At 68.6% G+C, this 14,201-nt stretch carries 10 protein-coding genes; 1 reads left to right on the top strand and 9 read right to left on the bottom strand.

The window, feature by feature from the left end; all coding sequences use genetic code 11:
• Positions 1-9: 9 nt before the first annotated feature.
• The 6 genes from ACKY0W_RS04260 to ACKY0W_RS04235 form a co-directional block, all read right to left on the bottom strand.
• Entirely contained in the window at positions 10-1,596 is a 1,587-nt protein-coding gene (locus ACKY0W_RS04260) for an ABC-F family ATP-binding cassette domain-containing protein (protein WP_409436527.1), read from the bottom strand.
• 173 nt (positions 1,597-1,769) lie between these two features.
• Entirely contained in the window at positions 1,770-2,207 is a 438-nt protein-coding gene (locus ACKY0W_RS04255) for an SRPBCC family protein (protein ID WP_406756159.1), read from the bottom strand.
• 26 nt (positions 2,208-2,233) lie between these two features.
• Positions 2,234-4,648: a cation-translocating P-type ATPase gene (locus tag ACKY0W_RS04250; protein WP_409436526.1), complete on the bottom strand. Its 2,415-nt coding sequence runs from the start codon at positions 4,646-4,648 to the stop codon at positions 2,234-2,236.
• Positions 4,645-6,216: a serine hydrolase gene (locus ACKY0W_RS04245; RefSeq protein WP_409436525.1), complete on the bottom strand. Its 1,572-nt coding sequence runs from the start codon at positions 6,214-6,216 to the stop codon at positions 4,645-4,647. The genes ACKY0W_RS04250 and ACKY0W_RS04245 overlap by 4 nt, the downstream gene beginning before the upstream one ends.
• 4 nt (positions 6,217-6,220) lie before the next feature.
• A complete protein-coding gene (locus ACKY0W_RS04240; RefSeq protein WP_409436524.1) occupies positions 6,221-7,333 on the bottom strand; it encodes an MBL fold metallo-hydrolase in 1,113 nt (370 codons plus the stop codon).
• Between the two features lie 53 nt (positions 7,334-7,386).
• On the bottom strand, positions 7,387-8,118 hold the full coding sequence (locus tag ACKY0W_RS04235) for an enoyl-CoA hydratase (protein ID WP_409436523.1): 732 nt from the start codon (positions 8,116-8,118) through the stop codon (positions 7,387-7,389).
• 27 nt (positions 8,119-8,145) lie between these two features.
• On the opposite strand from ACKY0W_RS04235, the gene ACKY0W_RS04230 reads away from it, so the two are divergent.
• Positions 8,146-9,624 carry a carboxyl transferase domain-containing protein gene (locus tag ACKY0W_RS04230; protein ID WP_409436522.1) on the top strand — a complete coding sequence of 493 codons (1,479 nt, stop codon included), beginning with the start codon at positions 8,146-8,148 and terminating at the stop codon, positions 9,622-9,624.
• Positions 9,625-9,636: 12 nt separating this feature from the next.
• On the opposite strand, the gene ACKY0W_RS04225 is transcribed toward ACKY0W_RS04230, so the two are convergent.
• From ACKY0W_RS04225 to ACKY0W_RS04215, 3 genes are all read right to left on the bottom strand, one after another.
• Positions 9,637-10,491: an EamA family transporter gene (locus tag ACKY0W_RS04225; protein WP_409436521.1), complete on the bottom strand. Its 855-nt coding sequence runs from the start codon at positions 10,489-10,491 to the stop codon at positions 9,637-9,639.
• A 190-nt stretch (positions 10,492-10,681) separates the two neighbouring features.
• Positions 10,682-12,469, bottom strand: a complete 1,788-nt coding sequence (locus ACKY0W_RS04220; protein ID WP_409436520.1) for an ABC transporter ATP-binding protein — start codon at positions 12,467-12,469, stop codon at positions 10,682-10,684.
• Positions 12,466-14,169: an ABC transporter ATP-binding protein gene (locus ACKY0W_RS04215; RefSeq protein ID WP_409437645.1), complete on the bottom strand. Its 1,704-nt coding sequence runs from the start codon at positions 14,167-14,169 to the stop codon at positions 12,466-12,468. Before ACKY0W_RS04215 ends, ACKY0W_RS04220 begins: the two co-directional genes overlap by 4 nt.
• Positions 14,170-14,201 lie beyond the last annotated feature (32 nt).

The following is a 14,201-nucleotide window of genomic DNA, read 5'->3' as shown; positions in this document are numbered from 1 at the left end:
GTTGTGACACTAGCTCGCATCGACCAGCTCGCCGCTGCGCGGCATCGTCAACGTTCGCTTCAGGCCCAGCCGCGCCAGGAATTCCTCATCGTGACTCACCACGATGAAGGCTCCCCGATAGCCTTCCAGCGCGTCGACGAGCTGACCGACGCTGGCCAGATCGAGATTGTTGGTCGGTTCGTCGAGCAGCAACAGCTGCGGTGGCGGGTCGGCGAGCAGTAGTTGGGCCAGCGCGACGCGGAATCGCTCACCGCCGGACAGGGTGCCGACCGGTCGCGCCACACAATCGGCGGTCAGCAGGAACCGGGCCAGTTGGGCCCGCACCGCCTGCGGCTGTCGGCCCGAGACCGCCGACACCGCGTCGAACGCGGACACTGCGTCGTTCAGATGGTCCAGGCGTTGTGGGAGGTAGCCGACCCGGTCGGTCAGCAGTCGCCCGGCGTCGCCCGCCAGCAGTGCTTCCAGCAACGATGTCTTGCCCACCCCGTTCGGGCCGTCCAGGGCGATGCGTTCTGGCCCCTGCACGACGATCGGTCCGTCGACGCCCGGCAACTCGGCCAGCCGGCGGCTGTTGGGCACTTGGGGGTCGGGCAGATCGACGCGAATGTGTTCCTCGCGCCGTACCCGGGTGGACGCGGCGTCCCAATCGGCTTGGGCGTCCCGGACCCGCCCGTCGAGGTGCCCGCGCAACTTACCGGCCGAGACCTGGGCGTTGGCGGCGTTCTGGTTCATCACGATCTTCGCGGCGCGCTTGTTCTGGTGGGCGACCTGGGCCGCCCGGTTGCGTCGCGCCAGTTTGGTCTCGGCTTCCACGCGTTGACGCTTCTGGACCTTGACCACCTGCTCTGCGGTGCGGGCCGCCGTCCGGGCGGCGGCCTGCTCGTCCTCCAGGTGGGCCCGCCAGGCGCTGTAGGGGCCGCCGAACGTGGTGAGTCGCCCGTCGTAAAGCTCGGCGGTGCAGTCCATCTGCTCCAGCAGCGCGGTGTCATGGCTGGCCACGATGAGCGCGCCCGGCCACACCTCGACCAGCCGCGCCAGCCCGGTCCGCGCGGTACGGTCCAGGTTGTTGGTCGGCTCATCGAGCAGGGTGATCGGGGCGGCCGCCAGCCGGAGCCCGGTCAACGCCACCAGCATGACCTCCCCGCCGGACAGTTCGGCGACCCGGCGATCGAGGTCGTTCGCCGAGAATCCGATGTCGCGCAGCGCCGCATCGGCGCGGGATTCGATGTCCCACTCGTCACCGACCACCTCGAAATGGGCCTCCGCGGCATCACCGCCTTCGATCGCCCGCAGTGCGGCGACGCGATCGGCGACACCGAGCAGCTCGGCGATCGAAGCGTCGGCGTCCAGGGTGAGCAGCTGTGGCAGATAGGCCACCCGCCCGGCCGTCGTGATGTGCCCGCTGGTCGCCCGGAGTTCCCCGGCGATCAGCCGAAGCAGCGTGGACTTTCCGGCGCCGTTGGCGCCCACCAGGCCGGTACGGCCGACGCCGAACGAGCCGGTGATGCCGGCCAGCGCGGTACTGCCGTCGGGCCAGGTGAAGCCGACATCGGTCAGGGTGACGACAGCATGGGAATCAGAAAAAGGTAGGGACATGTGGTCTCCGGGAAGGTCAGCGGGAGCGCTGACAACCGGGACCGGACTACGGCGACTCGGCGGTGATCAGCGCGCGGACAGCGGCGTGAGACCGACGATGCCTGTCATTCCATGACCTCCTGTGAAACCTACGGCCGCCACCCTAGCTGCGGGATGGCTGGGCGTGCAACCGATTAACCCGGCGCGAAAACCGTGACGAATTTGCGCAGCGACTCGTTGATGTCGCTTTTGAGTGCCGCGGCCACCAGCATGCCGATCGGGCCGAACAACGCCGGACCGCCCAGGTGCACGTCGAAACTGACCTTGGAGCCATCACCTTCGGGGGCGACCTTGGCGAGCAGCTTGATCTTGACCCCACCCTTACCGTCGCCGTTGAGCGTCATTCCGGTGGGCGGCTTGTAGTTCACGATCGTCCATCTGACCTTGTTGAGCATGCCCTTGACCTCGACGATCGAGTCCAGCTGCGTGCCCTTGTCGAGGGTCTCGGGCAGCACACTGCGCCACACCCGGTGAATGGTCAGCCACTCTTTGTAGCGGGAAAGATCCGAGGCGTGCGCCCAGGCCTCTTCGGGAGGCAGCGGGACGTCGATGGATCCGGAGAGCTTGGCCATGTCGTGCTATCCCCTTGTGTCACGGTTTATCGCTGGGTCATTGTGGTCGTTGCCGACTCCCGCCACAACTTCGGCTTCTCACCGAGCATGCCGCCCCGTGCCCACCACATCGCCTCGATGGCGGCCGCGCCGAGCGCGCCGATACCGAGCGCCAGCAGCGTCAGTGCCACGTTGGAGGGGTCCAGCAGGAACTTCTCCCGGGTCAGCGGCATCGCGAAGATCGCCACATAGGCCAACCCGCAGCTGATCACCAACAGCAGCCGCCACCATTGATAGGGGCGCGCCACCACCGCCAGCACCCAGCCCGCCGTGGTCAGCAAGGTGATCAATGCGCTGGTGGAGGCCTGGATCTGCTGGACCGGCGTGGCTTCGCTGCCGCGGTAGGCCACCAGGTAGGACGCGAATGTGGCGATGCCCACCACCACGCCGGCCGGCAGCGCCCCGCTCATCACGCGCCGGACGAATCCGGGGTGCGCCCGCTCGTTGTTCGGTGCGAGCGACAGGATGAAGGCCGGGATACCGATGGTGAACCACGCGGCGACCGTGACGTGGATCGGCTGGAACGGATACAGCAGCGGTTTGGTGCCGAACAGCGCCGATGCCAGTCCGACCAGCCCTACCAGCAGCGCGAGCAGCACCGAATACACCGTTTTGGTCAAGAACAGGTTCGCCACCCGCTCGATGTTGCCGATCACCCGGCGGCCCTCGCCCACCACGTAGGGCAGGGTGGCGAACTTGTTGTCCAGCAACACGATCTGCGCCACCGAGCGCGCCGCCGAACTCCCGGCTCCCATCGCGACACCGATGTCGGCGTCTTTGAGTGCCAACACATCGTTGACGCCGTCGCCGGTCATAGCCACGGTGTGGTCGTGCGCCTGCAGGGCGTGCACCATGGCCCGCTTCTGATCGGGGCGCACCCGGCCGAACACGGTGTGTTCCTCCAGCGCTCCGGCCAGTTCGTCCGGTTCAGCCGGCAGCTTGCGGGCATCCATCGCGTCCCCGGGCAACCCCAACTCCGCGGCCACCGCGCCCACCGAGACAGCGTTGTCGCCGGATATGACCTTCACCGACACTTCCTGCGCGGCAAAATAATCCAGGGTCTCGCGGGCGTCGGGGCGCAGTTTCTGCTCGAGCACCACCAGCGCCGCCGGAGTCACCTGCCCCGGGGCGTCGGGATGGTCCACGGGCTGGTCGCAGACACCCAGCAGCAGCACCCGCAGACCGCGCGCCCCGATCTGTTCGGCCTGCTCGGCGGCCTCCGACGACGGGTCGAGCAGCACGTCGGGAGCCCCGATCACCCAGTTGCCGTGCCGCCCGTATGAAACGCCGCTCCATTTCGTCGCCGACTTGAACGGAGCGCACGCGCTCGACGTCCAGCCCGGCGCTGCCGGGAAGGCCTCGGCAATGGCCTGGATGCTGGCGTTGGGGCGGGCATCGTCGGCGGCCAGCGCGGCCAGCGCCTGGTGCACCGGAAGGCCTTGCCCGCCATCGAGTTCGGCGACCTCCGAGACCCGCATCCCGTTCTCGGTGAGGGTACCGGTCTTGTCGGCGCAGACCACGTCGACGCGGGCCAGGCCTTCGATCGCGGGCAGTTCCTGCACCAGGCACTGCCGTTGGCCCAGCCGCACGACACCGACCGCGAACGCCAGCGACGTCATCAGCACCAGGCCCTCGGGAACCATCGGCACCAGGGCGCCCACCGTCGCCAGCACCGATGCGCGCCAGCCCACGTCGGTGGTGAACATCTGCGTGTAGATGATCAGCAGCCCGGCCGGAATCAACAGGTAGGTGATGAATTTCAGGATCTGGTTGATACCGGTGCGCAGTTCGGATTTCACCAGCGTGAATTTGCTGGCCTCCTCGGCCAGCTTGGCGGCGTACGCCTCACGGCCAACCCGGCTGGCGCGGTAGGCACCGCTGCCGGAGATCACGAAGCTGCCCGACATCACCTGGTCGCCGAGGTCCTTGCCGATCGGGTCCGCTTCACCGGTGAGCAGGGATTCGTCGATCTCCAGGTCGGCTGACTCCACGACCTCGCCGTCGACGACGATCTGGTCACCAGGGCCCAGCTCGATGACGTCGTCGAGCACCACCTCGCCCGGCGGGAGCTGCTTTGTACCGGACTGCCTGCGCACCAACGGTTTCGCTTGGCCGACGATGGCCAGCTTGTCCAGCGTCTGTTTGGCCCGGATCTCCTGCACCATGCCGATGACGCTGTTGAAGACGATGAGTAGCCCGAACAGCCCGTTGATCAGGGATCCGGTGGTGAGCACGATGGCCAACAGCACACCCAGGATCGCGTTGATTCGGGTGAAGACATTGGCCCGGACGATCTCGGGGACGCTGCGCGCGGCCCGGGCGGGGATGTCGTTGGTCTGGCCCTGCGTGACCCGCTGGGCGACTTGCGCGTCAGTGAGTCCTGGGGTTCGCGCTGTCGTCACCGGGTGAACCTTCCCAGCTTGTCGTGATCGAAGTACTCCAGCTCCACCGCGTCCTTGCTGAACTTTGCGGTGGATATCGTTCCGTCCGGAGCATTCTCGCCCTGCAGGGCGAAGGTGAAGGTGTCACCGTCGTAGTGGCTCAACCGGAATCGTTGATGCTGCGGCCCGAGCGTCACATCGAGCGCACCGTGGTCCTCGGTGACGGTGGCTGGGCCCCAGTAGGGGTTGGCGTACTCCCCGATGTAGTCCGGCAGCGGCCGCGCCGGACCCGGATGGGCCGGCGGCCCCGCGCCCACCAGCGTGCCTTCCGGTTCTGACATCGGCGCCAGTGCCTGCCGGTACAGCGTCGGCCAGTTCTCGCGGATCTCGCCGTACTGGACCAAGTCCAGGAATTGGGCGATCAAGGTCTCCGGGACGCCGATCGGTGTGGCGTTGGTCAGCACGACGATTCCCACGTCATGGGACGGCAGCGCCGAAAACGCGGTCGCGGCACCCAGCAGGAAGGCACCCGAGTGGCCGTATTGGGTGCGCCCCGATGAGGTGATCGACACGTTGAAGCCCTCGCCGTAGAACCCTGGCCGGGCGGTGCCGACCCCGGCGGGGGCGCTGATCACCTGTGGGGTGATCGCGGGCAACAACGCTTCGGGCGCGATGATCTGGGTGCCGTCATGACTGCCGTTGGCCAGCACCATGGCCAGCCAGCGCGCCATGTCGTTCGCCGAGGAACTGACTCCGCCGGCCGGCGACTGGGCGTCCGGATTGCGTTGGTATCGCGGCTGATAACTGTCACCGACCTTGACGTGGGTGAGCGCGCGATTGGGTCGCGCGAGGAAGTCTGCGTGGCGGGAGCTGGTCGACGCCATCCCCAACGGTCGGTACAGCACGTCGGCCGACAACTGCTCCCACGGCACGCCCGCCGCGCCGGCGACCGCCTCTGCGGCGGCGGTCAGCCCGAAGTTGGTGTAGTCATAGTTGTCGCGGAACGGAGCCAGCGGTAGGTATTTGAGCCGTTGCAGCACTTCCCGGCGGTCATAGCCGAGGTCTTCGAGCCGATCTCCGGCGTGATCGGGCAACCCGGACCGATGCGCATACAGGTCAGCGATGGTGAGGTGGTCGGTCACGTAGGGGTCCGACAGCGCGAACCAGGGCAGCTGCGTCACCACCGGGGTGTCCCAGGCGATGGCCCCCGCACTGACCTGTTGCGCCACCACGGTGGCGCCGACCGATTTGGACACCGAAGCCAGCTGGAACACCGTGTCGGCGTTCACCGCATTGTCCGGTCCAGCACCGTTGCGGGTGTCTCGTACACCAAAGCCTTTGGCGTATAGGGACTTCCCGCCATGGACGACCGCGACGGCCAGCCCGGGTATTCCGGTGCCGTCCATCAGTTCCCGCGCCAGGCCGTCGAGTTTGGCCACCGCGGCGTCGACGCGGCCCGCGGGGATGTCCACTCCCGACACCTCGTTGGGCGGGGTCTCGTGTTGCGCGGTCGGGGTCGCCGCCGGAGTGCACGCGCCTAAAGCAACGGCCAGCACAGTGGCCCCGGCCGTAGCCGCCCACCTGGTCATGGCGCTACAGCCTCCACCACGCTCTGGGCGCGGCGGCGCCGGGCTGCACCCGGCCACCGGGTTTGGGCACCGCCGTCGATACCCCTGCGGCGTCAGCGGCGGCCAGCAACCGTTCCACCGGCTCGGCCCATCGGTGCGGCGCCAACCGGAACGTGCCCCAGTGAATCGGCACCAGCAGACCCGACGCCGAAGCATTCAGGTCGAGATGCGCCTGGACCGCCTCCTCCGGGTTCATGTGGACGTCGGGCCAGGCGGTGTTGTAGGCCCCGATCGGCAACAGCGTCGCGTCGAACGGGCCATGCTCGGCGCCGATCGCAGCGAAGCTGCCGGTATATCCGCTGTCGCCGCCGAAGTAGACCCGGTGGGTGGGACCGGCGATCACCCACGACGCCCACAGCGTCTGGTTGCGGGTCAGGAATCGTCCGGAGAAATGCCGCGCCGGGGTGCAGGTCAGGGTGAGATCGCCCAGCGTGGTGTGCTCGTCCCAGTCGAGTTCGATCACCCGTTCCGCGGGGACACCCCACGCGCGTAGGTGCGCCCCGACACCCAGCGGGACCACGAACGGTGCCCACTGGCTGCGGGCGAGCGCGGTGACGGTGTCGATGTCGAGGTGGTCGTAGTGGTCGTGGCTGACGACGATCGCGTCGACCGCGGGCAGCGCCCCGAGCCCCACCGGCGGGGGATGCAGCCGCCGCGGCCCGACCGCATCCGACGGCGAGCAGCGTTCGCTCCAGACCGGGTCGGTCAGGACGCGGTAGCCGTCGATCTCAACGAGTGCCGTCGCGTGTCCCAGCCAGGTGATCGCCAGCGGCTCGACGTCGACGCTGAAGCCGGGCACCTCCAGCGGGATCGGCGCCGAGGGCCGTCGCCCGATGCGGTCGGCGAACAGCTCGCGCACCATCAGCCGCTGTTGTTCACGGTCCATGTTGACCATGGCGGCGCGTTCGATGTTGTGGAAGATCCCGTCGCGGTAGTTCCTCGACCGGGTCGCCACCGCATCGATCGCGCTGGGCGCCGCACCCAACGCGGCGGGGGTGCCGCGCAGCGCACGAAGCGTCCAGCCGCCGGCGGCCAGCGACGCCGTGGTTCCCGCCAGTCGAAGTGCCCCGCGCAGCATGACGATGAGTCTATGGTGGCGAACCGCGGGCTCCGCCATTTCGATGGCGCCGGTCAGGCGCCCTGGAACTTGGGCGGGCGCTTCTGGACGCGCGCCACCTGGGCCTCGATGACGTCTTGGGAACCCCAGGCCTTGTCGAACAGCTCCTTGTGCGCCGGCTGCTGCTCCTCGTAGGCACCGTCGTCGTTGAGCACCCGCTTGGCGTGCTGCAGCGCGAGGGGCGCCAGCCCGGCGATCTCGCGCGCCCAGGCCTGCGCGTCGGCAACGGTGCCGATTCGGTTGGCCATCCCGGTCAGCAGTGCCTCGTCGGACGGCAGCTTCTCCGCGGTCAGCATCATGGCCCGGGCCCGCCCGTAGCCGACCAGTGAGGTCAGCCGCCGGATGCTCCAGTTGTCCAGCGCAAGGCCGTACTTGGCGACCGGGAACTGGAAGAACGCCTCGGGCGCCACCACCCGCAGATCACAGACCATCGCCAATTGCAGGCCGGCGCCGATAGCGGCCCCGTTGATGGCGCCGATCACCGGCACCGGGACGTCGGCGATGCTCTGGTGCAGGGCGACCAGCTTGTCGGGGTAGTCGGCGGCGAACGCGTCGCCGGACAGATCCGCGCCGGCGCAGAACACCGTGCCCTGCCCGGTCAGCACGATCGCCCGGACGTCGTGGGTGGCGGCGTCCAAAACCGCCTCCCGCAACTCGGTGACGAGCTGGGAGTTCAAGGCGTTGCGACGCTCGGGGCGCTGCAACTCGATAGTCGTGACGGCTTCATCGCGGGTAACACCGATCATGACGAACCAGCCTATTAGCCTCGAGCTGTGAGCCGGACCGGGGCCGACGAAGTGCGCGACGCGGTGCTGGATGGCGGCTCGTTCCTCAGTTGGGACGCCGAGCCGCTGGCCGTGCCTACCAGTGACACATATGCCGCCGAGCTGGCTGCGGCCCGGGCTGCCAGCGGCCGCGACGAGGCGGTGCTGACCGGCGAGGGCCGGATCAACGGCCGCAGGGTGGCGGTGATCGCCAGCGACTTCGACTTCTTGGCCGGCTCCATCGGAGTGGCGGCGGCCGAGCGGATCACCGCCGCCGTCCAGCGCGCCACCGCCGAGCGACTGCCGCTGCTGGCCTCGCCGAGCTCGGGCGGCACCCGAATGCAGGAGGGCACCGTCGCGTTCCTGCAGATGGTGAAGATCGCCGCCGCGGTCGAGCTGCACAAACGCGCTCACCTGCCCTACCTGGTCTACCTGCGTCATCCCACCACCGGCGGCGTGTTCGCCTCCTGGGGTTCACTGGGGCACGTCACGCTGGCCGAGCCGGGAGCCCTGGTCGGCTTTCTGGGGCCGCGGGTCTACGAACAGCTCTACGGTGCCCCGTTCCCGCCGGGCGTCCAGACCGCCGAGAACCTGCAGGCCTACGGCGTGATCGACGGCGTCATCCCGCTGAAGTGGCTGCGGCGCATCTGCTCGCGGGCACTCAAGGTGATGCTCGACGATCCGGGTCCGGCTCCTGCGCGGCCGGCCGCTGAGCCGATCCCCGACATTCCGGCGTGGGACTCGGTGTGTGCGTCTCGGCGTCCGGAGCGGCCGGGCGTCGGTTTTCTGCTGCGGCACGGCGCCACCGAGCGGGTCTTCCTGTCCGGCACCGGCAGCAGCGAACGCGGTGCCACGATCCTGCTGGCGTTGGCGCGCTTCGGCGGCCAACCCGCGGTGGTGTTGGGGCAGCTGCGCGGCGCGGATCGACTGACCGACCCGGTTGCGCTGCGCGACGCCCGCCGCGGCATGGCGCTGGCCGCCGGGCTGCGGCTGCCCCTGGTGCTGGCTATCGACACCCCAGGCCCCGCGCTGTCGGTGGAGGCCGAGCAAGGTGGCCTGGCGGCCCAGATCGCGGCATGCCTGGCCGAGCTGGTCACGCTCGAGGTTCCGACGGTGTCGGTGCTGCTGGGTCAGGGCAGTGGCGGCCCGGCACTGGCGATGGTGCCGGCGGATCGGGTACTGGCGGCGTTGCACGGCTGGCTGGCGCCGTTGCCGCCGGAGGGGGCCAGTGCCATCGTGTTCCGCGACACCGAGCACGCCCCGGAACTCTCGGCCGCGCAGGGCATCCGTTCAGCGGATCTGCGGGCCCACGGGATCGTGGATGTGATCGTGCCCGAGCACCCGGACGCCGCCGCGGAGCCGATCGACTTCGCCAAGCGAATGTCGCGGGCCATCGCGGTCGAGCTGCACGCGCTGGGCAAGGTGCCCGCCGAGCAGCGAATGGCGGCCCGGTTGGAGCGCTACCGCCGGATCGGGCTGCCCGGCTGACCGGCTGAGTTGTTACCCGGTGATCATCGCCACCGCGACTCCCGCCAGCACCATCCCCACCACCTGGCGGAGGCGTACCCGCTCCCCCAGCAGCACGACCGCCAAGATCACCGTGGCGGCCGGGTACAGGGAAATCAGCACGCTGGCCAGCGAAAGCAACGCAAGCTTCAACGCGAAGAGCATGGTGACGTTGGCGGCGGTGTCGAGCAATGCGATCACAAACGCCAGCCGCAGCGGTATGCCTGTCGGCACCTTCAGATTGCGACTGGCCGCCGCGACGGCGATCACCAAGATGGTGGCCGCGCCACGCGCGAACAGCAGGGGCCACAGGCCGGAATCCGACGGAGTGCGGTCCAGGAAGACGAAGTTCAACCCCAGGGCCACCCCCGAGGCGACCGTCAACCAGAGCACACGGTGGCTGAGCCCCGGCCGATGAACGCCGTCGTCGCCGGCGTGCCAGCTGATCAACACCACCGCGCTCAGTGCCAACGCGATACCGGCGCTGGCGAGCATGCCGGGGCGCTCCCCCAGGATCCGCCCGACGCACACCGGCACGCCGGCATCCACCACCGCGGCCAGTGGCGATACCACCGAGATCGGGCCCGCGGCCATGGCGGCGTAGAACCACCAGATGCCCAGGGCCTGGCTGAGTCCGCCGAGCATGCCCAAGACGATCGTGCTGGTCGTGATGTGCCCGCCGCCGATCATGGCGAGCGCTCCGAGCATCACCATGGAGACCGGCGTGGACACCAAAACCACGCGAAGCGCGGCGACCCGCCGCGACGCGACTCCCCCGACGAAGTCACTGATTCCGAAACTGGTGGCCGACGCTAACGCCAATCCCTGCGCGGTCGGTGAACCGATCACGCAGCTGCCTTGGCAGCTTCGGCGGCCTTAACGTTCGATGTGACGATCACGGCGGAAAGCCTAAGTGGGCAATTAGCTTGGAAAGTCCTGCGTTTGCGGGATCTTTGCGCCCAACGGCCCGATGTTCGCAGGTCGGTGCATTTAAATTCACTTGGATTTAACCCGCCTCGAGGCGCTCGCCGACCGCCGTTCAGGCCAACGAGCGCAGCCACGCGTCATGCAGGGCGGCGTAGTGCCCCTCGGCGCGGATCAACTCGGCCGGCGGGCCGTCCTCGACGATTCGCCCGCCCTCGATCACCAAAACCCGGTCGGCGATCTCCACCGTGGAGAGCCGGTGGGCGATCACCAGCGCGGTCCGCTGGGCCAACACGCTGCGCAGCGCCTGCTGCACCATCCGCTCGCCGGGGATGTCCAGCGACGACGTCGCCTCGTCGAGGATCAGCACCGCCGGGTCGGCGAGGAAGGCGCGCGCGAACGCGACCAGCTGACGCTGACCCGCCGAGAGCCGCCCGCCCCGCTTGGCGAGATCGGTGTCGTAGCCCTCCGGCAATGCGGTGATGAACGCATCGGCGCCCACGTTCGTCGCCGCGGCGGCCACCTCGGCGTCGGTCGCACCGGGACGGCCGAAGCGGATGTTGTCGGCGACCGTCCCGGTGAACAGGAAATTTTCCTGGGTGACCATCACCACGTGGCGGCGCAGCACAGCCTGCGTGAACGCCCGCAGGTCGACACCGTCCAGTGTCACCGCTCCCGACACCGGGTCGTAGAACCGGGCAATCAGTTTGGCGATGGTGGACTTACCGGCGCCGGTGCTGCCGACCAGCGCCACGGTCTGGCCGGCCGGGATGTTCAGCGACAACCCGTCCAGCACCGACTGACCGCCCCGGTAGCCGAACTGCACGTCGCGCAGGGCGATCTCACCGCGCACCTCATCGCGTTCATGCGGAACGTCCGCGGACTGCGGGCCGGGCGGGTCGGCCGGGTCTTTGATGGCGGGCGTTTCGGCCAGCACCCCGGCCAGCTTCTCCAGTGCCGAGGTCGCCGAGGAGAAGGTGTTGAGGAACTCGGAGATGCCCTGCATGGGTTCAAAGAACATCCGCAGATACAGCAGGAAAGCGGTGAAGGTTCCGATCGTCATGTGCCCGTGCAACACTCGCCAGCCCCCGTAGAGCAGGACCACCCCGGTGGTGAGGTTGCCGACCAGCTTGACCCCGGGTGCGAAGACCGCGACCAGTCGGAAAGCCTTCTCGTTCACGGCACGGTAGCCGTCGGCGACGCTCGCGAAGATCTGCTGGTTGCGGGCCTCACGGCGATAGGCCTGCACCGCCTTGATCCCGGTCATGGTCTCGACGAACTGCACAATCACCCGCGCGGCGTGCTCGCGGACCGCGGCGTAGTTCTTCGAAGATTCGGCCCTGAACCATCGGAGCAACGCCACCAGCACCGGAAAGGCGATCAAGCACATCAGGCCCAGCCGCCAGTCCAGCACGATGAGCAGCACGGCTGTCCCCGCCATCGTCAGTGCGGCGCCGACCAGGCCATCGAATCCGGTGAGCAACATCTCCTGGATCGCGTCGACGTCGTTGGTCAACCTGCTGACCACTCGGCCCGAGGTGTAGCGCTCGTGGAATCCGACATCCAGGCGCTGAAACTGTCGGAACACCCGCCTTCGTAGCTCCAGCAGCATCCGCTGCCCGATCTTGCCCGAGCTCTGCAGGAACAGCATCCGGCTGACGGCCTGCGTGAACACCACCGCCGCGAGCGCGACCACGATCACGCTCAGTTGCCGGATCGAGCCGTCCGCGGCGATCGGCGGGATGCCCCGGTCGATCCCCCGCTGCGCAAGCATCGGAACCGCAAGCCGGGCAGCGTTTTCCACCACGATGGCCACGACCATCAGCAGCACCGCACATCGGTACGGGCGCAACAGCGACCACAGCAGGGCCCGCGCCGCGGCCCGGCCCGGCTCGGCCGTCACCGCCGCGCCCAGTCGACGAGGTGTTCGGCGCCGTCGTCGAGCTCGTCGTCCGCCGCCAGCAGGTAGCGGTACCGCGGCACCGCGGCCAGCAGCTCGGCGTGCGTACCGACCGCCGTGATGGTGCCGTCCTCGACCAGCGCCACCCGGTCGGCCAGCGCCACGGTGGATGCCCGGTTGGCCACCACCAGCGCGGTGATCGGCTGCGGCCCCGTGCGCAGTACCTGGCGCAGCGCGTCAGTCACGGCGGCCTCGGTGTGCACATCCAACGCAGACAGCGTGTCGTCGAGCACCAAGATCGTCGGCGCCGCCACCAGGGCTCGGGCCAGCGACAGCCGTTGGCGCTGTCCACCCGACAAACTCATCCCCTGCTCACCGATCCGGGTGTCCAGCCCGGACGGGAGCTCGTAGACGAAATCCGCCGAAGCCACATCCAGGGCGCGGGCCAGTTCCCCGTCGCTCGCGTCGGGGCGGCCCAGCCGCAGGTTCTCGGCCACCGACATCGAGAACAGGGTCGGATCGTCGAAGGCCGTCACCACCGCCGAGCGCAGCGCCGTCAACGTCAGCGTCCGGATGTCGCGCCCGCCGATGAGGATCCGTCCCTCACGTGCGTCGTAGAGCCGGGACAACAGCATCGCCAGCACCGACTTGCCGGAGCCGGTGGCGCCCACCAGGGCGACCGTCTCGCCGGCCTCGACAGTGAGATTGACCCCGCGCAACACCCACGGCCCGGCATCGTCGAAACGGAATCCGACATCGCACAACTCCAGCCGGCCCACCGGTGGCACCGGGTCGTCACCGTCGGTGATCTCGATGGGCGCATCGAAGATCTCGGTGATCCGGTCGGCGGCCGTCATCGCCTCCTGGGTGGCCGACAGCAGGAAGCCCAACGACGACAACGGCCAGATCAGCGAGAGCATCAGCGTGACGAACGCGACCAGGGTGCCCATCGTGACCAGGTGGTTCCCGGCGGCGTACGCGCCGACGGCGAGCACCCCGATCAGCGTGAAGTTGGGGATCACCTCCAGCAGGGTCCAGAACTTCGACGACACCACCACCTTGCCAATGCCGAGGTCGCGCAGCTTTGCGGCTTGGGCGTCGAAGCGCGCGAACACGTAGTCCTCGCGTCCGAACGCCTTGATGGTGCGCAAACCCAGCGCGGACTCCTCGACGAGGGTGGCGACCTGGCCGGCCTGGTCCTGCGCTTGGCGCGTCAGCCGGGTGTACTGGCGCCGGAAGTGCTGCACCGCCAGCATCACCGGTACCAGCGACGCGCACACCACCACGCCAAGCGGCCAGTAGAGCACCAACAGAATCGTCGTGACCGCGACGATCTGCACCGTGTTGAGCACCAGGAACACCACCACGAACGACAGGAAGCGCCGCACTGCGGACAGGTCGTTCATGATCCGTGACAGCAGCTGGCCGGACTGCCAGCGGCCGTGAAAGGTCATCGGCAGGATCTGCAGCCGCGCGTAGAGGTCCTTGCGGATGTCGGCTTCCACACCCATGGTGGTGGGCGCGACCAGCCAGCGCCGCACGAACAACAGCAGCGCCTCGGTGACTCCGAGCGCGGTGGCCGCCGTACCCAGCACCCACAAGCCGGGCTGGTCGTGGTGCAGCACCGGTCCGTCGATGACGGCCCTGGTCACGAGCGGGATCACCACGGTGGCCACCAGGCTGAGCACGGCCACCGTCACCATGGTGATCCACCGGGCCCGGTAAGGGCGCAGGT

This window comes from Mycobacterium sp. SMC-14, assembly GCF_046250075.1.
Classification (GTDB): Bacteria; Actinomycetota; Actinomycetes; order Mycobacteriales; family Mycobacteriaceae; genus Mycobacterium.
Note: the sequence above shows the minus strand (reverse complement) of the source record. Positions and strands in the feature narration are given on the sequence as shown.

Excerpts from the sequence above, each read along its gene's own strand:
- ACKY0W_RS04260 (WP_409436527.1), bottom strand. The coding sequence starts at position 1,596 with ATGTCCCTACCTTTTTCTGATTCCCATGCTGTCGTCACCCTGACCGAT.
- ACKY0W_RS04255 (WP_406756159.1), bottom strand. The coding sequence starts at position 2,207 with ATGGCCAAGCTCTCCGGATCCATCGACGTCCCGCTGCCTCCCGAAGAG.
- ACKY0W_RS04245 (WP_409436525.1), bottom strand. The coding sequence starts at position 6,216 with ATGACCAGGTGGGCGGCTACGGCCGGGGCCACTGTGCTGGCCGTTGCT.
- ACKY0W_RS04240 (WP_409436524.1), bottom strand. The coding sequence starts at position 7,333 with ATGCTGCGCGGGGCACTTCGACTGGCGGGAACCACGGCGTCGCTGGCC.
- ACKY0W_RS04235 (WP_409436523.1), bottom strand. The coding sequence starts at position 8,118 with ATGATCGGTGTTACCCGCGATGAAGCCGTCACGACTATCGAGTTGCAG.
- ACKY0W_RS04215 (WP_409437645.1), bottom strand. The coding sequence starts at position 14,169 with ATGGTGACGGTGGCCGTGCTCAGCCTGGTGGCCACCGTGGTGATCCCG.